Annotated in this window: 18 protein-coding genes; 12 read left to right on the forward strand and 6 right to left on the reverse strand. The window is 68.9% G+C overall.

Annotation, left to right across the window (positions count from 1 at the left end; all coding sequences use genetic code 11):
* Positions 1-151: 151 nt before the first annotated feature.
* Positions 152-334, reverse strand: coding sequence for a YegP family protein (locus AC3ANJ_RS04510; RefSeq protein ID WP_488318427.1), 183 nt, complete (start codon positions 332-334; stop codon positions 152-154).
* A gap of 117 nt (positions 335-451) precedes the next feature.
* Here AC3ANJ_RS04510 and AC3ANJ_RS04515 point away from each other — a divergent pair, with 117 nt between their 5' ends.
* Entirely contained in the window at positions 452-901 is a 450-nt protein-coding gene (locus tag AC3ANJ_RS04515; protein ID WP_488318428.1) for a hypothetical protein, read from the forward strand.
* 84 nt (positions 902-985) lie between these two features.
* Here the strand turns inward: AC3ANJ_RS04515 and aspS are convergent, their stop codons facing one another.
* Positions 986-2,767 carry an aspartate--tRNA ligase gene (gene aspS, locus AC3ANJ_RS04520; protein WP_488318429.1) on the reverse strand — a complete coding sequence of 594 codons (1,782 nt, stop codon included), beginning with the start codon at positions 2,765-2,767 and terminating at the stop codon, positions 986-988.
* Positions 2,768-2,876: 109 nt separating this feature from the next.
* Between aspS and AC3ANJ_RS04525 the strand changes: the two genes are divergently transcribed.
* From AC3ANJ_RS04525 to AC3ANJ_RS04540, 4 genes are read left to right on the forward strand one after another with little or no spacing between them, the layout of a single operon-like run.
* Positions 2,877-3,719, forward strand: coding sequence for a hypothetical protein (locus AC3ANJ_RS04525; RefSeq protein ID WP_488318430.1), 843 nt, complete (start codon positions 2,877-2,879; stop codon positions 3,717-3,719).
* A complete protein-coding gene (locus AC3ANJ_RS04530) occupies positions 3,700-3,996 on the forward strand; it encodes a winged helix-turn-helix domain-containing protein (RefSeq protein ID WP_488318431.1) in 297 nt (98 codons plus the stop codon). Before AC3ANJ_RS04525 ends, AC3ANJ_RS04530 begins: the two co-directional genes overlap by 20 nt.
* Positions 3,997-4,025: 29 nt before the next feature.
* Positions 4,026-4,391: a DUF5684 domain-containing protein gene (locus AC3ANJ_RS04535; protein WP_406246518.1), complete on the forward strand. Its 366-nt coding sequence runs from the start codon at positions 4,026-4,028 to the stop codon at positions 4,389-4,391.
* 4 nt (positions 4,392-4,395) lie between these two features.
* Positions 4,396-5,019: a histidine phosphatase family protein gene (locus AC3ANJ_RS04540; RefSeq protein WP_488318432.1), complete on the forward strand. Its 624-nt coding sequence runs from the start codon at positions 4,396-4,398 to the stop codon at positions 5,017-5,019.
* A gap of 10 nt (positions 5,020-5,029) precedes the next feature.
* Here AC3ANJ_RS04540 and AC3ANJ_RS04545 read toward each other — a convergent pair whose 3' ends face one another.
* Positions 5,030-5,935 (reverse strand): NAD(P)/FAD-dependent oxidoreductase, encoded by a 906-nt coding sequence (locus AC3ANJ_RS04545; RefSeq protein ID WP_488318433.1) that lies wholly within the window; start codon positions 5,933-5,935, stop codon positions 5,030-5,032.
* 52 nt (positions 5,936-5,987) lie between these two features.
* On the opposite strand from AC3ANJ_RS04545, the gene AC3ANJ_RS04550 reads away from it, so the two are divergent.
* The 5 genes from AC3ANJ_RS04550 (at position 5,988) to ccsB (ending at position 10,560) form a co-directional block, all read left to right on the forward strand.
* Positions 5,988-6,392: a MerR family transcriptional regulator gene (locus tag AC3ANJ_RS04550; RefSeq protein ID WP_406246513.1), complete on the forward strand. Its 405-nt coding sequence runs from the start codon at positions 5,988-5,990 to the stop codon at positions 6,390-6,392.
* A 115-nt stretch (positions 6,393-6,507) separates the two neighbouring features.
* The gene (locus AC3ANJ_RS04555; RefSeq protein ID WP_488319228.1) at positions 6,508-7,092 is read left to right on the forward strand and encodes a TlpA family protein disulfide reductase; all 585 of its coding nucleotides are present in this window, start codon (positions 6,508-6,510) and stop codon (positions 7,090-7,092) included.
* Positions 7,089-7,862 carry a cytochrome c biogenesis CcdA family protein gene (locus AC3ANJ_RS04560; protein ID WP_488318434.1) on the forward strand — a complete coding sequence of 258 codons (774 nt, stop codon included), beginning with the start codon at positions 7,089-7,091 and terminating at the stop codon, positions 7,860-7,862. Before AC3ANJ_RS04555 ends, AC3ANJ_RS04560 begins: the two co-directional genes overlap by 4 nt.
* 19 nt (positions 7,863-7,881) lie before the next feature.
* Positions 7,882-9,570, forward strand: coding sequence for a cytochrome c biogenesis protein ResB (gene resB / locus AC3ANJ_RS04565; RefSeq protein ID WP_488318435.1), 1,689 nt, complete (start codon positions 7,882-7,884; stop codon positions 9,568-9,570).
* A 9-nt stretch (positions 9,571-9,579) separates the two neighbouring features.
* Positions 9,580-10,560: a c-type cytochrome biogenesis protein CcsB gene (ccsB, locus tag AC3ANJ_RS04570; RefSeq protein WP_488318436.1), complete on the forward strand. Its 981-nt coding sequence runs from the start codon at positions 9,580-9,582 to the stop codon at positions 10,558-10,560.
* Between the two features lie 16 nt (positions 10,561-10,576).
* On the opposite strand, the gene AC3ANJ_RS04575 is transcribed toward ccsB, so the two are convergent.
* Positions 10,577-12,139: an SLC13 family permease gene (locus tag AC3ANJ_RS04575; protein WP_488318437.1), complete on the reverse strand. Its 1,563-nt coding sequence runs from the start codon at positions 12,137-12,139 to the stop codon at positions 10,577-10,579.
* A 91-nt stretch (positions 12,140-12,230) separates the two neighbouring features.
* On the opposite strand from AC3ANJ_RS04575, the gene AC3ANJ_RS04580 reads away from it, so the two are divergent.
* Together AC3ANJ_RS04580 and AC3ANJ_RS04585 are read left to right on the forward strand one after the other, a co-directional pair.
* Positions 12,231-13,892 (forward strand): AbgT family transporter, encoded by a 1,662-nt coding sequence (locus AC3ANJ_RS04580; protein WP_488318438.1) that lies wholly within the window; start codon positions 12,231-12,233, stop codon positions 13,890-13,892.
* A gap of 31 nt (positions 13,893-13,923) precedes the next feature.
* Positions 13,924-15,432, forward strand: coding sequence for a leucyl aminopeptidase (locus AC3ANJ_RS04585; protein WP_488318439.1), 1,509 nt, complete (start codon positions 13,924-13,926; stop codon positions 15,430-15,432).
* Here AC3ANJ_RS04585 and AC3ANJ_RS04590 read toward each other — a convergent pair whose 3' ends face one another.
* A complete protein-coding gene (locus AC3ANJ_RS04590; RefSeq protein ID WP_488318440.1) occupies positions 15,433-17,589 on the reverse strand; it encodes a YhgE/Pip family protein in 2,157 nt (718 codons plus the stop codon).
* Positions 17,586-20,342: an MMPL family transporter gene (locus tag AC3ANJ_RS04595; RefSeq protein ID WP_488318441.1), complete on the reverse strand. Its 2,757-nt coding sequence runs from the start codon at positions 20,340-20,342 to the stop codon at positions 17,586-17,588. The genes AC3ANJ_RS04590 and AC3ANJ_RS04595 overlap by 4 nt, the downstream gene beginning before the upstream one ends.
* Between the last annotated feature and the right edge of the window lie 32 nt (positions 20,343-20,374).

The following is a 20,374-nucleotide window of genomic DNA, read 5'->3' on the forward strand; positions in this document are numbered from 1 at the left end:
CGGGTTCGGGAGGAACCTATTCCGGCACGGTGACGCGCAGATGCGACCCGAGTGAACGCGAGGTGACGCACGGGTGGCGACGCTCCGACGCTCCGACTCGACGACGAGACCCCCGCTGCGGATGCCGTCAGCGGGGGTCTCGGTGACCTGATCAGCCGTCGACTTCGACGACCTCGGCGTCCGCTGCGTTGCGGCGGACCGAGTCGATCCCGTTCAGCGCCCCCACCTTGGACGAGTAGCCCTGGCCGGTGGCGATGACCTCGCCATTGCCCGCCTTGAGACGGAAGCGGTAGTCGCCGCCCTTGTCCTGATACAGCTCGAACTTGCCTGCCATGAGGCATCCTTCCCCTGGGTGGTGGGAGCCGAGAGGCCGCCCGGGTCACACGCTAGCGGGCGCGGGATGCCGAGCGGAAGAGTCCGCCGCCTCCGCAGGACCTGCTTGACTGTGCGCATGACACAACTGCCGCAGACGATCGATGTGACGGGAATCTCCCTCGACCGGCTGGACGCACCCGAGGACATCGCCTGCTGGAGCGGCACGTTCGACGGCGGCGAGATCACTCTGCTGATCGAGCCGGCGGCCGAGCCGTCCGCTCAGGCTCTGGATGCCGCGGTCGGTGCCATCGCGGACTTCGATGAGCTTCGGTCCGCCGCCGAGCAGTTCCTCGCCACCGAGCTCGCCGGGGACTCTTGGGGACTCGCGGACGATCAGCGTGCGCTGCTCGCCCGGCAACCGGCGCCGTTCGACGAGCCGGAGGTCGTCGTGTGGCAGGACGGCACCTGGATGATCCGGTTCGCCGAGAGCCCTCTCGCGATGGCAGAGGAGTACGGCATCGGCGTGCTCTTCGCCGGTCGCGTGCCGGTCTCGGTGGAGGACCTGTCCGACGCCGACGCGGTGTGAACTCCCGTCTGCGAAACCTCTCCTGAACGGCGAGACCCCGTCGTATCCACGTGGATACGACGGGGCCTCGCAGACAGGACGGGGTCAGGCCTCGGCATCCTCCGGGACGAAGTCGACGCCGGCCTCGGCGCGCTGCTGATCCGTGATGGGTGCCGGAGCCGAGGTCAGCGGGTCGAAGCCGTTGCCGGTCTTCGGGAACGCGATGACCTCGCGGATCGACTCGGTCTTGGTGAGGTGCTGCAGCACGCGGTCCATGCCGAGTGCGATCCCGCCATGCGGCGGGGCACCGAACTTGAACGCGTCCAGCAGGAAGCCGAACTGCTCGTCGGCGACCTCGTCGCTGATGCCCATGACCTCGAACACGCGCTTCTGCACGTCCTCGCGGTGGATGCGGATCGAGCCGCCGCCCAGCTCGGAGCCGTTGCACACGATGTCGTACGCGTAGGCGAGCGCCGAACCTGGGTCGGTGTCGAAGGTGTCCTCGAACTCCGGCTTCGGGCCGGTGAACGCGTGGTGCACGGCCGTCCAGGCGCCGGCTCCGACGGCGACGTCACCGGATGCCACGGCATCCGCTGCCGGCTCGAACATCGGGGCGTCGACCACCCAGGTGAAGGCGAACGTGTCGGGGTCCAGCAGGCCGAGGCGGCGTCCGATCTCGACGCGCGCGGCGCCGAGCAGCGCACGGGAGTCCTTCGCGGAACCGGCCGCGAAGAACGCGCAGTCGCCGGCCTTCGCGCCCACGAGTTCCGCGAGCCCGGCCTGTTCGGCCTCGGACAGGTTCTTGGCGACGGGGCCGCCCAGTGTGCCGTCCTCGTTGAACAGGACGTACGCGAGGCCGCGTGCGCCGCGCTGCTTGGCCCAGTCCTGCCAGGCGTCCAGCACCTTTCGCGGCTGCGATGCGCCGCCGGGCATGACGACGGCGCCGACGTAGTCGGACTGGAAGACGCGGAACGGGGTCTCTGCGAAGTACTCCGTCGCCTCGACGAGCTCGAGGCCGAAGCGGAGGTCGGGCTTGTCGGAGCCGTACTTCGCCATGGCGTCGGCGTACGTGATGCGCGGCAACGGGGTCTGCACCTCGACGCCGATGGTGGCCCACATCGCGGGGATGAGCTCCTCCATCAGGGCGATGACGTCTTCCTGGTCGACGAAGCTCATCTCGATGTCGAGCTGCGTGAACTCGGGCTGCCGGTCGGCGCGGAAGTCCTCGTCGCGGTAGCAGCGGGCCATCTGGTAGTACTTCTCGACGCCGCCGACCATGAGCAGCTGCTTGAACAGCTGCGGGCTCTGCGGCAGCGCGTACCAGCTGCCAGGGTGCAGGCGCGCGGGCACGACGAAGTCGCGGGCGCCCTCCGGCGTCGACTTCGTGAGCGTCGGGGTCTCGACCTCGAGGAAGTCACGCGCGTGCAGCACGTCGCGGATCGCCTTGTTCACGTCGGAGCGCAGGCGAAGAGCGGATGCCGATGACGGGCGGCGCAGGTCCAGGTAGCGGTACTTGAACCGCACGTCCTCGCCGATCGGGTCGCCGCCCTCGAGGCCGGTGGACACCTGGAACGGCAGGGGAGCGGACTCGTTGAGGACGATCACCTCGGCGGCGATGACCTCGACCTCTCCGGTCGGCAGGTTCGGGTTCTCGTTGCCGGCCGGACGCGCCGAGACGGTGCCGGTGACCTTCAGGACGAACTCGCTGCGCAGCGGGTGCGCGATCTCCTCGTCGCGGATGACCACCTGGGCGATGCCGGACGCATCGCGGAGATCGATGAACGCGACTCCTCCGTGATCACGACGACGATCGACCCAACCCGTGAGGGTGACGGTCTGACCGATGTGCTCGGCTCGCAGGGAGCCGGTCGTGTGAGTGCGAAGCACGGAAGATTCCTCCAGTTCGGAAAAGGGAACCCGCCTATTCTACGGGCGCGCGCGGGAAGCGCCGGCGGGTGGGGTTGCGGATGCTTGACGGGTGGCAGATACTTTCCAGATGGAAAGTGATCAGGAGGTCGGGACGCTCGACCGCATCGCCGACCTGCGGGCGCGCGCCGAGCGGATGCCGCGGGCACATGCCGCGCTGCAGTTGGCGTATGCGGTGTTCATGGCGGCCTACGTCGGGGTGCTGCTCGAACTGGCTGCTGCAGAGAGCGGCAGAGGTGGGTTCCAAGGGACGACGATGACGCTCCTCCTTGTGCCGCTGCTCGTCTCCTCCTCACTCATCGGCGGCGCGAACGAACGCTTCCGAGAGCGGTTGCGCCCCACGCAGCTCGACCTGATCGGCTCGGTGGTCTTCGCTATCTTGATCGTCGGAACGCTCGCATGGGCTTTCATGGCGGGTCCTTATCCGTGGTGGATCCCGCTCGTTGCGGCGTTGATCACGTTCGTGGCGTTCGGTCATCGGCCGATCGGTGTCATGCTCCGCTCGAGCTCGGCGTCCGCCTCCGACCCTGCGGGTGACCGTTCGAAGCGGCTGTCCTTGCCGGTACGACTCACGACGTCATTCCTCGGCGTCTTCTTCGGTCTGACGTGCGCGGTCGTGTTCGTGCCGGATCTGGGCTGGCTCGTGATGACGCTCGGCATGGTCATCGTCCTGATCGCGATGTCCGTGCGAAACCTGCCGTGGGGCTTCCTCAACGTCGGCTACGAATGGCGCGTCCCGCAGTGGATCGCGTTTAGCTTCGCCTCACTGGTCATGTTCCTGCTCGCGCTGCTCATCGCTGCGACCGACGTCGTCACGCCCGGCATCGCCGCCGGCGCGGGAGCGCTCGTCGCGGCATCCCTCATCGTGTCCGCCCTCCTCCCCGGACGCAGCCGTGGCGCATCCGCGGCATGACCTCGACGAGGCGCTGCTCACGCCGGTGCGCCTCTCGGTCATGGCGGCCCTCGCCGGCGATGTCGAGCTCGATTTCGCGAGCCTGCGGGACCTGATCGAGTCCGACGACTCGGCGCTGAGCAAGGGCATCTCCCACCTCGAGAAGCTCGGGTACGTCAAGGTCACGAAAGGCTATGTCGGTGCGCGCCCGAGGACCTGGGTGCGCTCGACGGTCAAGGGCCGGCGCGCGCTCGATCGGCACGCCGCCGCCCTGCGGGCGATCACCGGGCAGGCATGACGGACAGGGTGCTCGCTAGACTCGCGGCCATGGACTCGAATCTGATCACCGAGCAGCTCTTCTCCACCGGTTCGGTCGTGACCGGCATCGTGCTGTATCTGCTGTACGCGGTGACGATGTGGAAGGTGTTCGCCAAGGCCGGCTACCCCGGCATCCTGGCCCTGATCCCGATCGTCAACTGGGTGATCCTGGTGAAGATCGCCGGCATGTCCGGGTGGCTCGCGTTGCTCTACCTGATCCCCGTCGTGAACTTCGTGTTCGCGATCGTGGTCGCCATCAAGGAGGGCGCGAACTTCGGCAAGGGAGGGGCGTTCTCGTTCTTCCTGCTGTGGCTCTTCCCGTTCGTCGGGCACCTGATCATCGGGTTCGGGTCAGCCGAGTACCGGAAGGTCTGACCGGGTGCCGGCCGAGCGCCTGCACCTCGTCCGTCACGGCGAGGTGCACAACCCCGACCGCGTGCTCTACGGGCGGCTGCCGAACTTCCGCCTGAGCGATGCCGGCCGTGCCATGGCCAGAGCCGCCGCCGAGTACGTCGTCGGCCTCGACCACATGGTCGCCCAGCTGCGCTGCTCGCCGCTGCAGCGCGCTCGCGAATCCGCCGAGCCGTTCACCGAGATGCTCGGCCTCCCCGCGGAACAGGACGAGCGGATCATCGAGCCCACGAACGTCTTCGAGGGAACGCGGATGCGTCGCGCGCTGCGCGATCCCCGCAACTGGTGGCACCTGCGTCGTCCGGCCACGCCCAGCTGGGGGGAGGCGTACGTCTCGATCGCCGAGCGCATGCGCCAGGCGATGAACGACGCCTGGGACTCCACGGATGCCGGTGACATCGTGTTCGTCTCGCACCAGGCGCCGATCTGGATCACCCATCTGTCGGTCGCGGGTCTGCGTCTCCAGCACGACCCGCGGACGCGGCGCTGCTCGCTCTCCAGCGTGACCTCGTTCGAGCGGGTCGGGGACGTGTGGCGCGAAGTCGGCTACGCGGAGCCGGCCGCTTCCGGTGTCGACCTCGGGGCGGTCTGACGCGCCGATGTCAGCGCGCTGATGCCATCAGGTCCTGGATGGCGCCGACTGCCGCGAGCTGACCCGCCGCTGCCGCTGCGACCACGGATGCCATGATCCCCGGCAGTGCCGCGCGGTGGGCGAGATCGCCGGCGGCGCTCACGCCCGGAAGCGAGGTGCGCCCGAAGTCGTCGACCTCGATCGCGCCCGAGGACAGCATCTGCAGATCCAGCTGCTCGGCGAACGGTGCCCGCTGGCGGACGGCGCCCGCCGCCACGAAGAGTCCGGCGACTGTGGCTTCGCCGTCGGCGGTGCGCACGGCGATCTCGGCATCCGTCCGACCGACGCTTTCGACCGGCGCCGGATGCACGACCGCTCCGGCTTGCGTGAGCACGGCCGCGACAGCGGGGTCGGCCGCGGTGTCGAGCGGGAAGACGACGATCTCGCCCACGATGCGACCGAGCATCCCGATGAGGTGCGCGGTGCGTTCCGTGGCGCCGAGGATGCCGATGCGCGCGCCGCTGAACTCGTGACCGTCGCAGAACGGGCAGGTGTAGGCGCCTCGACCCCACAGCTCGTCGAGACCGGGCACGTGCGGCAGCACGTCGGCCATGCCGGTCGCCAGGATGATCCGGCGCGCCTGCTCGGAGGAGCCGTCGGCGAACTCGACCGTGAAGTCATCCGGCTCGCCGGTGATGCGGGTCGCCGCGGCATCCCTCGTCTCCACGTCGGCGTAGGCGGCCAGCTGGGCCCTGGCGGTCGCGCGGAATTCCGCCGGCGGCGTGCCGTCGTTGGCGATCACATTGTGCATGTGCGCCACGGGGCCGTTGCGGTACTCGCCCGAGTCGAGCACCAGCGCGGAGCGGTGCATCCGGCCGAGTGTCAGAGCGGCCTGCAGGCCTGCGGGACCCGCGCCGATCACGATGACGTCGTACATGAGATCTCCTCTCGATCTTGCGTTCGGGACCAGTCTGTGACTTCATGTCAACATGAAGTCAAGTCCTGCGCGTCCCTGGTCCGTCGGCGAGGTCGCCGAGCGGTTCGAGCTCCCCACGAACGTCCTGCGTCACTGGGAGAGCGTCGGCCTGCTCCGGCCGGAGCGCGACGATGCCGGCCGGCGGCGGTACGGCGAGGACGACATCGTGCGCATCGCGGTGATCCAGCGCAGCAAGGCCGCAGGCATGACGCTCGAGCAGATCGGCGTGCTGCTGGACGATGGCCGCAGGGGCAGGCACGAGGTGCTGTACGCGCACCTGGACGACCTCGACCAGCGCATGGAGGAGATGCGCCGATCGCGCGCGATGACCGAGCATGCGCTGCGCTGCAGTGCCCACGACATCACGACCTGCCCCCGGTTCCGGGCCGGGGTCGAGGACGTCCTCGCTCGGTTCTGAGACTGGCAGAAGGCTCAGAGTACGCATAGAATCCGCCACGTAGACTGGGGCCGTGCCCGATCACACGGTTCTCTCCGACCGCGCCGGCCAGACCTCCCGTTCCCGCTCGCGGGGAATGCTCGGAGCCGCGCTCGCCGCGGTGCTCGCCGTCGGCCTCGTCGCATGCGCCCCCGACCCCGTCGCCGAGCAGTATCTGAACGGCGAGGACAAAGGCTACATCGCGGCCGACGGATTCACCGTCGTCGAGATCGCTGCCGACGATCGTGGGGAACCCGTCGAGTTCGGCGGAGTGACCGAGGACGGCGAGAAGCTCGACAGCGCTGATCTGGCCGGTGACGTCACGGTGGTGAACTTCTGGTACGCCGGGTGCGCGCCGTGCCGCGTCGAGGCGGCCGACCTGGAGTCGGTCTGGCAGGAGTATCAGGACGAGGGCGTCTCGTTCGTCGGCGTCAACACGTTCGACGAGCCCGATACCGCGAAGGCGTTCGCCGAGACCTACGGGGTCACCTATCCCAGCCTCATGGACGCCAAGACCGGAGAGGCGAAGCTGGCGTTCGCCTCCGTGACTTCGATCCAGGCGACTCCGACGACGCTCGTGCTCGACAAGCAGGGCCGTGTCGCGGCGCGCATCATCGGTCAGCTCGAGAGCGCGTCGATCCTGGAGACGCTGGTCAAGGACGCGCTCGCGGAGAGCGTGTGAACATCCAGGCGCTGATCGGGGACGGCAGCCTGCTGCTCGCCATTCCTGTCGCGATGCTCGCCGGGCTCATCTCGTTCCTCTCGCCGTGCGTGCTGCCGCTCGTGCCGGGGTACCTCGGATTCCTCGGCGCGGCCGTGCCGCAGCGCGGCGCATCGACGTCTGCCACGGGGACGACGGCGACCGCCACGACCACCCGCAGCCGTCTCGTGCTCGGCGTGCTCCTCTTCATCCTCGGCTTCACGCTCGTCTTCGTCGCGTTCACCGTGCTCGGCGGCGCCGCCGGCGTGTTCTTCCTGCAGTGGGGCGACCTGCTCACCCGCATCCTCGGCGTCGTGATCATCCTGATGGGTCTCGTCTTCCTCGGACTGTTCGGATTCGCCCAGCGCGAGTGGCGCTTCCACGTCGATTCGAGGGCCGGCATCATCGGCGCTCCGCTGCTCGGCATCGCCCTCGGCATCGGATGGGCGCCGTGCATGGGCCCGACGCTCGCCGCGATCGTCGCGCTGTCGATCAACGTCGGCGACCCCGTTCGCGCCGGATTCCTCGGCATCGCATACTCGATCGGCCTCGGCATCCCGTTCCTGCTGGCGGCGCTCGGATTCGGGTGGGCCACCCGCACGATCGGCTTCCTCCGTCGGCACATCCGCGCCCTCAACATCATCGGCGGAGCGATGCTCATCGGCCTCGGCATCCTGATGGTGACGGGCGTCTGGACGACCATCATGTCGCGCCTGCAGGCGGTGATGGGCAGTGTCTACCTCCCGCTCTGATTCGATCAAGAAGGATGCTGTGAGCTCCGAGTCCTCCGATCCGCTGCGCCCGTCCGACCACATCGACGGGTCCGGCGAGGGCGTGAACCAGCCCAAGCTCGGCTTCGTCGGCTGGCTGCGCTGGGGCTGGCGGCAGCTGACGTCGATGCGCACCGCGCTCGTGCTCCTGCTGATCCTCGCGATCGCGGCGATCCCCGGGTCGGTGTTCCCGCAGCGCATGGCCGACCCCAACGGCGTGACGCAGTGGGAGGCCAACAACCCCGAGATGTTCCCCGTGCTCGACGCGATGAGCATGTTCGACGTCTATCTGTCGCCGTGGTTCTCGGCGATCTACCTGCTGCTGTTCACGTCGCTCGTCGGATGCGTCATCCCGCGGATCAGGCACCACGCAAAGGCGCTGCAGACCCGGCCGCCGCGGACCCCTGCCCGGCTGAAGCGCCTGGCCGACCACGCCGAGGTCGACCGCGAGGTAGCCGGTGATCGGGATGCCGCATCTGAAGCATCCCGTGCCGCAGACGTCGCGCAGAAGCAGCTGAAGGCGCTCGGCTACCGCGTGGAGCGGTACGACGCGGGAAAGACGTTCTCGGTCTCGGCCGAGCGGGGCTACTGGCGCGAGACCGGCAATCTGCTGTTCCACCTCGCGCTGGTCGGCGTGCTCGTGACCGTCGGCATCGGCGGCGGGTTCGCGTACACCGGGCAGAAGGTCGTCGTCGAGGGGGAGACGTTCGTCAACTCCCTGGTCGACTACAACTCCATGAACCGCGGCCGCTTCGTCGGCGACGCCGCCCTCGCGCCCTACGCCATGACCCTCGACTCGTTCGACGTCACGTACCAGGAGTTCGGTTCCACCGCATCGGGACAGGCCGGCGACTACTCGGCGAACGTGTCGGTGCGCGATTCGGACGGCTCCGAGTGGGACGGCTCGGCACGGGTGAACCACCCGCTCGAGATCTCGGGCGACAAGATCTACCTGCTCGGCAACGGCTACGCGCCCACGATCACGGTGCGCAACGCCGACGGCACGGTCGTATTCCGCGACTCGGTCGAGTTCCTGCCGCAGGACACGAACATGACCTCGCTGGGCGTCGTCAAGGTGACCGATGGGATGCCGGAGCAGCTGGGCATGCTCGGGTTCTTCTATCCGACCCAGGGGCAGCTCGAGTCGGGGGCGTACACGTCCATCTACGGCGACACGTACGCACCGCTGCTGACGCTGCGGGTGTACCAGGGCGACCTCGGAATCGACGACGGAACCCCGCGATCGGTCTACACGCTGGACACCACCGACCTCACCGAGATCGCCGGCGGCGACTCCGGCATCGAATCGCTCGAGCTCATGCCCGGCGAGACCGTCGATCTGCCGAACGGGCTCGGAACCGTCACGTTCGAGGACGAGTCCCCCGAGGGGACCGCCGAGGGCGATTACACCGAGTCGGTCAAGCGCTACGCATCGCTGCAGGTCCACCACGATGCTTCTGCGGTGTGGGTGCTGGTGTTCGCGCTGCTCGCGCTGGGCGGTCTCGGCCTCGCGCTGTTCGTGCCGCGCCGGCGCATGTGGGTGAAGGCGACCGCGAGCGACGGCGTCGTGCACCTGGAGTACGCCGGTCTCGCCCGCGGCGAGGATCCAACGATCGCCAAGGCCGTCGCCGATCTCGCGGCCGGGCACGAACGACTGCTCGACGATCCCCGTAACGACCCCCGAAAGTAGACTGACACCATGGAAGCGCTGGCGCTCGACGACTACTCGCTGCTGTGCATCTGGACAGCCATCGCGATCTACGCTGCGGCCTTCGTCGCGTACGCCTTCGATCTGGCCGGCCGATCAGCGGCCACCGCTGACGCCCGATCGGAGCGGGAGCTCGTGTACGCGGGCGCCGGTTCGTCGGCCGACGCCGGCGCTACGGCATCCGGAACCGAGGGGCCGAAGAAACCCCGCTTCGTCATGGCGCGGATCGGCACGGCGCTCACCGTTCTCGCTTTCCTGTTCCACGTCGCCGCACTCGTCATGCGCGGCGTCGCGGCCGGACGCGTGCCGTGGGCCAACCTCTACGAGTTTGCGATGATCGGCACGGCGCTGATCGTCCTGGTCTATCTCGTCGTTCTGACCCGCGTCGACCTGCGCTACCTCGGCACGTTCATCATCGGGCTCGTGGTCGTGCTGCTCGGGCTCGCGGCCACGAACTTCTACGTCGAGGTCGTCCCGCTGATGGACCCCCTCAAGAGCGTGTGGCTCGTGATCCACGTTTTCGTCGCCTCGCTGGCGACGGCGTTCCTGGCGCTCGCGTGCTCGCTGTCCGTGCTGCAGCTGCTGCAGGCGCGGCGCGAGCGCAAGGTCGCCGAGCAGGCCGAGAAGACCGGTCCGCGCTTCCTCGCGACGCTGCCGACGGCCGAGCGCCTGGAAGGCCTCGCCTACCGGTTCGCGATCATCGGCTTCATCTTCTGGACGTTCACCCTCATCGCCGGTGCGATCTGGGCGCAGGATGCCTGGGGCCGCTACTGGGGCTTCGACGTCAAGGAGACCTGGACCTTCATCATCTGGGTGCTCTACGCGGGCTACATCCACGCCAGGGCGACGCGCGGGTGGCGCGGCAGCCCGTCGGCCTGGCTGTCGATCGTCGGCTTCGCCGCCGTGATCTTCAACTTCACGATCGTGAACGTGTTCTTCAAGGGCCTGCACGCGTACTCCGGCCTGAGCTGATCGCTCGCAGGGCGGCTCAGAACGGCCAGATCAGCGGCACGTAGAACACCGCGACGACGAAATACAAAGCCATCAGGGGTAGGCCGAGCCGTGCGTAGTCGCCGAAGCGGTAGCCGCCCGGTTCCATCACCATGAGGTTCGCGGGCGTCGCGACCGGGGTGAGGAGGGCTGCGGCGCCGGCGACCGTGAGAGCCATCATGAACGGCATCACGGACACCTCCATCGCGCTCGCCAACGCGATCGCGACGGGAGCGACGATGAGCACGGTCGCGGTGTTGCTGATGAGCTGACCGAGGACCAGGGTGATGAGCACGACGACTGCGACAGCGACGTGCGGCCCGGCATCCCCGAGCATCGACTGCAGCCCGTCCGCGATGAGCTGGGCCGTCCCGGTCTCCTGGAAGGCCGTCGACAGCGGGATCATGCCGGCGACGAGGATCACGGTCGTCCAGGAGATCGCGCGATATGCGCGGGTGACCGACACGACGCGGGTGAGGATCAGCGCCCCGGCGGCGAGCAGTCCCGCGATGGCCGCGGGGACGATGCCGGTCGCGAGCAGGATGATCATGGCGACGAGGATCACGATCGTGCGCTTCGCGCCGACGCCCAGCGGCACGGAGCGCCGCAGGGTCAGGGGAGCTTTCACCACGAGCACCTCGTCTCGCTGCGCCGTATGGCGCTGCAGGTCGTCCCAGGAACCGTCGAGCAGCAGCGCGTCACCAGCACGGAGATCCGTCCCCGACTCGTCCAGGGCCTCGGTGCCACGGCGGACGCCGAGCACCACTAGATCGCCGCTCGGGGTCGTCATGCCGGGGAAGACGTGGAGTCCGATCAGTGACGAGCGCGGCGGGACGACCACTTCCGCCACGCCGCGTGAGCGCGACATCAGCTCCCGATCCGGCGAGATCGCGTAGTCCTCACGCAGCGCCGACGCCAGTTGCTCCAGGTCGACGGGGGCGGATGCCGGCGTGCGATCGGGGAGCAGGCGCGATCCGAACAGCAGGATGATCGCCAGCGTGCCGACGACGAGGGGGAGCCCTGCGAGGGCGAACTCGAAGAAACCGAACTCCCGGCCTCCGTTGTCCTCGGCCATCCCCGAGACGATGATGTTCAGAGGTGTCCCGGTGAGGGCCAGCAGAGACCCGGCATGGGCGGAGAACGCGAGCGGCATGAGCATCTGCGAGGGCCGGATGCCGGCGCGGGCCGCCACGACGACCACGAGCGGCAGGAGGGCGGCGACGGATCCGTTGACGCTGATCACGGCAGTCAGCGCCGCGGTGAGCAGGCCGATCGTCAGCAGCAGCGGCCGTCGGCTCGTCCCTGTGCGGGCGATCACCTGCTGACCGGCCCACGCCACGATCCCCGTCGATTCGAGTGCCTCGCTGACCACGAACAGGGCCGCGATGAACAGGACGGTCGGATCGCCGAAGCCCGCCAAGGCGCTGTTCAGATCCAGCACACCGGTCAGGTAGAGCGCGATCGAGACGCCGACCGCGACGATCCCGAGCGGGATCCGGTTCGACACGAAGGCGATCACCGCGCACAGCAGGATCACAAGGGTGGTGATGATCGGGTCCATTGCGTCAAACATAGGACCGCGAGTCGCGCAGCCGCACCTGTTTCGTCGAAAGGCTTGCACGATACAACCTCGCATCGACAGGATGAGTGCCATGTCTGAAGCAAGGGCCTCGAGCCCGGTGGGTGCGCCGAACAAGGGATTCTTGAACTGGATCGAAAAGGTCGGCAACAAGGTGCCGAACCCGACGATCATGTTCATCTATCTCATCGGACTCATCGCCGTCCTCTCCGCGATCCTCGCCTGGGTGGGGGTCTCGGTCACGGATGAGGTCGTCATCCCCGGCCCGCAGGACGAGCTCACACAGATCAACGAGCAGTTCGGCGGCGGCTGGACGATCTACGACACGACCACCGGCCAGCCGGCTGTGATCCCGGACTACACGATCGAAGAGCGCACGTTCGAGGTGCGCAACCTCATCTCGGTCGAGGGCGTCCGCTTCTTCTTCTCGTCGTTCGTCGACAACTTCGCGAGCTTCGGCGTCGTCGCCGTCGTGCTCATCGCGATGGCCGGCGTCGGCGTGGCCGAGCACGCGGGCCTCATGGGCGCGCTCATCCGCCGGGTCGTCAAGGTCGCGCCGCGCCGACTCATCGCAGCGATCCTCATCTTCGTCGGCGTGCTCTCGTCCGTGGCGACGGATGCCGGGTACCTGATCCTCGTCCCGCTCGCCGCAGCGGCATTCGTCACGGTCGGTCGTCACCCGCTCGCGGGTCTCGCTGCGGCCTTCGCAGGCGTCGGCGCGGCGTTCGGCGCGAACCTGCTCATCACCCCCAGTGACAGCATGCTGACCGAGATCACGAACGAGGTGCTCGTCGGAGCCGGCATGGAGCCGATCGAGGTCACGCAGAACTTCTACTTCGGCATCGTGTCGACGTTCCTGCTGACGGCCGTGGCCCTTCTCGTGACCATGTTCATCACCGAGAAGCGGCTCGGCAAGTACGACCGCAGCGAGATGACCATCGCCGACGATGCGGGGAACGTCGACCACGATGCGGAGGCGCGCGGCCTGAAATTCTCGTTCTGGGCGCTGCTCGGATTCGTCGTCGTGATCCTCGCGCTCACGCTCCCACCGGGTGCGCCGCTGCGCGACCCGGAGACCGGGGACATCATCGGAACGACGCCGTTCATGGCGAGCCTCGTCTTCATCATCTCGCTCGCCTTCCTCGTCTGCGGTGTGGCCTACGGAGCCGGCGCCAGGACGTTGCGCGGCGGGGATGCCGCAGTGGCGGCCATCGCGAAGACATTCGGCACGCTCGGTGGGCTGCTGGTGATGTTCCTGATGATCGCCCAGTTCATCGCGCTGTTCAATTGGACGAATCTGCCGACGGTCGCCGCGATCTCGGCCGCGGAGCTGCTCGAACAGGCCAGCGTCCCGGCGATCGTGCTCCTGCTCGCCTTCATCGTCGTGATCGTGATCCTCGACTTCATCCTTCCGGGCCTCGTGCCCAAGTGGGTCATCTTCGCGCCGGTGTTCATCCCGATCTTCGCCTCGCTGGACGTCGCGCCCCAGACGCTGCTGGCCGCCTACCGCGTCGGCGATTCCCCGGTGAACGTGCTGACGCCGCTGATGGTCTACCTGCCGTTCATGGTCACCGTCGCCCAGCGCTACAAGAAGGATGCCGGCATCGGCACGATCATCGCGCTCATGATCCCGTACGCCGTATGGATGCTGCTCGCATGGACAGCGCTCTACGTCGTCTGGTTCGCGCTCGGCATCCCGTGGGGCCCCGGTTCCCCGGTGGACATCGCCGGCTGACCCCGACCGACTCGACCGAAGGAGCACTGCCATGACCCGGAGCCCGAACAAGTTGATCCCCGCCGACTTCCGCACCGTGCCGGGTCTCGACGCGCTCGACGAGACGAGCGTGCACCTCGGTGCGCCGTCGGATGCCGAGGCGATCGGCATCGGCATCCACACCGACGGCGACGTGCCGGATGCTGTCGGCTTCAGCCGCGCACAGTTGGCGGATGCCGGCTTCACCGGGGACGCGGGCTCGACTCTGGTGCTGCCGCAGGCCGGCGCGGCCGACCTCGTGGCGGTCGGGCTCGGTGCTCGCGACGAGCTGTCCTCCGACGTGCTGCGCGACGCCGCGGCGAACGTCGTACGAGCGGCGGCGCGGAGCGAGAAGGTCGCGATCCGGCTCTTCGGGCCGATCACCGTCGAGCCGGATGGGGTCGTTCGCGCGCTCGTCGAGGGTGCGCTGCTCGCCCGATACCGCTACACGGTGCTGTCGAACGCGAGCAGGCACGTGGCGCTGAAGGCCCTCACGGTCGATGTCCCCGGGGTCGGCGAGGTGGCGGATGCCGTCGAGCAGGGCATCGTCGGCGCACGCGCCGCGATCGTCGCCCGCGACCTGGCCAACACCCCTCCGGGGCACCTGACCGCGACCGACATGGGAGACATCGCCGTCGAGCTCGGGAGCCGCTTCGGCTTCGACGTCGAGCTCTTCGACAAGCAGGCGCTCATCGAGCTGGCGTGCGGAGGGCTGCTCGGGGTCAACCAGGGCTCGACGGAAGAACCCCGCATGATCAAGCTCAGCTACGCCTCGACCGGCGAGGCACCAGGGCACCTCGGCCTCGTCGGCAAGGGCATCATGTACGACTCGGGCGGGATCAGCCTCAAGCCGAGCGACCCCATGCACCTGCTCATGAAGATGGACATGGGCGGCGCCGCCGCGGTGCTCGGCGCCTTCACCGCGCTTCGGGACGCCGGAGTGGAAGCGAAGGTGACCGGCTGGCTGATGTGCACCGACAACATGCCGTCAGGGACCGCGTACAAACTCGGCGACGTGCTCACCGCGCGCGGCGGCACCACGATCGAGGTCAAGAACACCGACGCCGAGGGAAGGCTCGTGATGAGCGACGCTCTCGTGCTCGCCAATGAGGACGGGGTCGACGCGATCATCGACATCGCCACCCTGACAGGAGCGGCCCTGGTGTCGCTGGGAGGCGCGACGGCGCCGGTCTTCGGCAACGACCAGCCGACCGTCGACCTCGTCCGTGCGGCCTCGGCAGCGGTAGACGAGCCGGTGTGGCAGCTGCCGCTGGAGAAGAAGTACCGCAAGCAGCTCGATTCCGACATCGCCGACATCGCGAACCTCGGCGGACCGTTCGCCGGGGCGACGACCGCGGCGCTGTTCCTCGCGCACTTCGTCGGGGAAACGCCATGGGCGCACCTCGACATCGCGGGAACAATGCAGACCGAGAAGGACGACTCCTGGCGGACCGCGGGCGCCACCGGGTTCGGAGCCCGGATCCTGCTCGAGGCCGCGCGGAACTTCACCGCGAAGGCCTGATCAGGTCGCGAGGACCGCCTTCGCGGACGTCGTCCGTCGCAGCGCGACCGCCAGTGTCGTCGCCCCCAGCGCCAGGACGCCCCACACGATCAGCGCGGCGACAGCGGCACCGTTCCCGGCGATCAGTCCGGTGTACGCCGGCTGCGTCGGCAGCGCGGCCCCGAGCGAAGCCAGCCACGCGGGCACGGTCGAGATGAGTCCGGTCGCGATGGCCAGCACGCCGACGAGCGCGCTGATCCAGCGTCCGACACCGCCGAGCACCGCCACCAGCGCCTGATTCACGGCGGCGAACGAGATGCCAGTGAGCACAGCGGTGCCGGCGAACACCCACCAGCTCGCGGCGTCGTACTGCGCCACGATCTGAACGATGATCGAGACGAGCAGGCCCTGCCCTGCGCCGATGAGCGCGGCCGGTGCGAACGCCCGAAGCGCGAGCGAGATCGACGGCCGTCGTGAGGTGAGCGTGCGCGCCGTGTGCGGCCGGAGCACGAGGAACGTCGCGAGCCCGCCGAACCAGAGCACGACCGCCGTCAGCAGCGGAATGGCCGTCGGCCCGAAGATCGTCGACGTCCCGGTGTTCGAGGAGACGGGGTCGGCGATGACAGAGGCCAGATCGGACGACTCGTCCTCCGAGAACGAGGGGATCGACTCCACGGCCGTGTCCAGACCACCGGCCAGTTCGTCGGTGCCCGTGGCGAGTTCGCCGAGTCCATCGACGAGTTCGGTCGCGCCGTCCGCGAGCTGCGTCGCGCCGTCGCCGAGCTGTCCGGCACCCGAGCTCAGCTCGTCGGCCCCCGCCGCGAGCTGGCCTGCGCCCTCGCCGATGCCCGCTGCGCCGGTCGAGAGTCCGGTCGCGCCGTTCGCGAGCTCGCGCGCACCGGCCGCGGACTGGTCGACGCCTCCGGCGAGCTGACCCAGTCCGTCGCCCAGCGCGACTGCGGCGCCTCCGGCTTCGGTGAGCTGCGCCGACAGGGTCTGCGGCAGTGCGCCGATGCCCTCGGCGAGTGGGGCGGCGTAGCCGGACGCCGTGCCGGCTGCCGTCGCGGCGTCGCCGGCCGAAGCTGCGGCCGTCCCGGCATCCGCGGCAGCCGTGGCGAGCTGGGCGCAGAGCTCGCCGGACACCGCCGGATCGCACTGCGCAGCCAGAGCGCCGAGGGTCCCCGCGAGCTCGCCGACCTGCGTCGCCGTCACGACGGTCGACTCGGCGGCGGTCGCGGATTCCGAAGCGACGGTTCCGGCGGCACCGACGAGCTGGCTCATCTCTCCGGCGGGGTCGGTCATCGCAGCGGCACCGCCGAGAAGACCCTGTCCCAGGGTGGTCGCGCCAGCGCCAGCTTCGCGGGTCTTGACGGCGATCGTGTCCAGGCCGGAACCGAGCGAGTTCGCGCCGCCTGACAGCTGCGTCGCGCCATCGGCGAGCTGCGTCGCACCGTTCGAGATCTCGGATGCGCCGTCGCCGAGCTGGGATGCGCCATCGCCGAGCTGGGTCACGCCGTCGGCGAGCTGCGTCGCGCCCTCGGGGAGTGCGGTCGCACCCTCGGCGGCCTGTCCAGCACCGTCGGCCAGCTGCGTCGCGCCATCCGCTGCCTCGCCGAGTTGCTCGCCGAGGGTCGTGAATCCGACCAGCACGTTCTCCATCGTCGCCTCGCTGAGCATGGTGCCCATCGTTGCGGTCGCGGCCGTCGCGATCTGCGACGTGATGAGATCGTCCGCCACGCGGCCGTCGTCCGGCGTCGTGACGGTGATCAGCGCCTGCTCGGCCTCGCCACCGCCGTCGGCGATGGCCTGGCCGGACGACGTCGCCGCCGCCGAGAAGTTCTCCGGGATGGTGATGACGGCCTGGTAGGTGCCGTCCTCGAGGCCCTCTGCCGCGTCGTCCTCGTTCGAGATCACCCAGGTCAGGTTCGAATCGAGCTCATCGGAGCCCTCGACGAGACCGGAGGAGAGCTGACGGCCGAGCGGCGTGTACTGATCGTCGATCGTGACCGGCTCGTCGAGGTTGACGATCGCCGCGGTCATCGTGTCGAGGCGCTCGGTCGGGTTCTGCAGCGCCGCCACGAGCAGGCCGCCGATGATCGCGGGCAGCAGCAGCACACCCAGCACCGTCAGCCAGGTGACCGACCTGCGCGAGCGGGTCCGTTCGATGGAGAGGGTCATGCGGTCACCTCGGTGGTCTCGGTGCGGTGGGGGAAACGGGTGTCGGTCACGTCGGCATCCGGCCATCCGGCATCCGCCAGGATCGCGCGGGCGACGTACGCATCGGATGCCGTGGCGAACACGGCCAGCGGACGGGATGCCGCAGCATCCCTGAGCATCGCCTCGGCCTGATCGCGCTGCGCGCCGCCGAGCAGGTCGAGGCCATCGATCACGACGAGCTCCGATCGACCGCGCAGTGCTTCGCGCAGATCGGTGAGCGCGGCATCCGCGTCGTCGACGAGGACGCAGCCGACGTGTGCGCGCACCCAGGCCGCCCGGCCGGGCAGCAGGTGCCCGGCGACCCGGAGGCGGCCGTCATCGGGGGCGATGCGACCGGCGACGGCCAGAGCCAGCGCTCGTCGCACCCTGGCATCCGGAGCCGTGGCGACCAGCGCGGTGCCCGGGGCGATGCGCAGGGTGACGCCTTCCAGAATCGGCGCGTCGGCACTGAGCACGAGATCGTCCGCCGCGACGACCGAGTCGTCGCCGGGCCACGACGCGAGGTGCCGTTCGCGCTCGACGGCCTCGCCCTCGATGTCGACGCTGGGGAGAATCCGCTCCAGCCAGCGGGGCAGCTCCCAGGCGCGCTGACCGAGGATGGCCATCAGCGCGGGGATCAGCGTCATGCGCACGAGGAACGCATCGATCGCGATGCCGGCCGCGAGGCCGAGCGCGATGGGCTTGAGCGACGAGTCGCCTTCGGGGACGAATGCGACGAAGACGGCGAACATGATGAGTCCTGCGGCCGTGACCACCTTCGCCGAACCGCTGAATCCGGTCCTGACCGCGCGGATCGCCGCCTCACGCCGTTCCGCGCGGTCCTTGCTCTTCGACGCCGGGTCGTGCACGAAGTCCTCGCGCATGCGCGACACCAGGAAGACCTGGTAGTCCATGGCGAGACCGAACAGCACGCCCATCAGCACGATCGGCATGAAACTGATGATCGGACCGACCTTCGCCACATGCAGCGCATCGGCGAACCAGCCCCACTCGAACACCGCACCCACGACGCCGAAGGCCGCGATGATCGACAGCAGATAGCCGAGCGCCGCGGTGATCGGCACCCACAGCGAGCGGAACACGATGGTCAGCAGGATCAGCGACAGCCCGATCACGAAGATCCCGAACGGCAGCAGGGCGGCGCCGAGCTGGTCGGAGATGTCGATCGCCACGGCGGTGAAGCCGGTGACCTTCACATCGATGCCGAACTCGTCCAGCCACTCGTCGTGGTGCGAGCGCAGCTCTCGGACGAGCTCGCTCGTGGCCGGATCATCCGGAGCCGTCTCGGGGATCACCTGCACGATGCCGGTGTCGGCGGTCTCGTTCGGGGTCGCGAGGGCGACCTCCTTGACGCCGTCGATGTCCGCCACGGCATCGCCCAGGTCCTCCATGAGCGCCAACGGATCCGTCGACGTGACGATCGTGCCGGTGAGGATGAGGGGGCCGTTGAAGCCGGGGCCGAATTCCTCCGCGACGAGGTCGTAGCTCTGCCGTGCCTCGGAGTCCTTCGGCAGCACGCCGGCGTTGGGAAGCGCGAGATTCAGGCTGAGGGCCGGAATGGCGATGACGCCGAGTCCGACGATGACCGCGAGCGAGGTGAGGATCGGCCGCTTCGTGATGCCGCCGACCCAGCGCTGGCTGAACGACCGCCGCGGCGCAGCGGATTCCTTCACCGGACGCGGCTTGCGCTTCCACCCGATCACACGGCCCTTCATGAACCCGAGCAGAGCGGGTGTGAGGGTCACCGCGATCACGACCGCGATCGCGACCGCGACGGCTGCCGCGATGCCCATGGTCGTCAGGAACGGGATGCCGGCGAAGCCGAGACCGATCAGTGCGATGAGCACAGTGATGCCGGCGAACACGACGGCCGACCCCGCCGTGCCGACGGCGCGGGCGGCCGATTCCTCCGGATCGACGCCCTCGCGGACCTGATCCTGGTGCCTCGCCATGATGAACAGCGCGTAGTCGATGCCGACGGCGAGGCCGAGCATGAGGGCGAGCAGCGGGGTGGTCGAAGACACCGGCGCGAAAGCCGTGGCGGCGAAGATGCCGGCCATCGAGATCCCGACGCCCAGGATCGCCGTCGCCAGCGGCAGCCCGGCGAGAGCGAACGAGCGGAACGTGACCACCAGGACGATCAGCGCGATGAGCAGACCGATCGCCTCGGTGATCGTTACGCCGGGGATCGACGTCGCGAACAGGTCGCCCCCGAGCGCCGTCTCGGCGCCCTCGGGCAGCGCGGACGACAGATCGTCCACGACGGCCGCGAGTTCGTCCTTGGTCTCCTGCGACACGTCGGTGGACTGCCCGTCGAACTGCAGCTGGACGATCGCGGCTGTTTCGTCGTCGTTGATCATCCCTTCGACCATCTCGTCGTAGGGGGAGGTCACGGCGAGGACGCCGTCGAGATCCTCGAGGTCGCCGACGGCATCCTCGATGTCGTCGTGATACGCGTCATCCGTGATGCTGTCGCCGTCCGCTGCCACCACGATGAACTGCGCGTTCGTCCCGCTGACCTGGGGGAACGAGCGGGAGAGCTGCTCGAGGCCGGCCTGGGATTCGGTGCCGGGGATCGAGAACGTGTTGTCCGTGCCTGCGCCCAGGACCAGGGCACCACCGCCGGCGATGCCGAGCACCAGCAGCCAGGAGACGAGCACCCGCCACGGGTGGCGGAACGACCAGCGTCCGAGGGACGACAGGAGTGTGGACACGAGGATCCTCCGAGGGGCGGCGCGGGTTAGAT

This window comes from Microbacterium sp. STRO-1N (genome assembly GCF_057748015.1).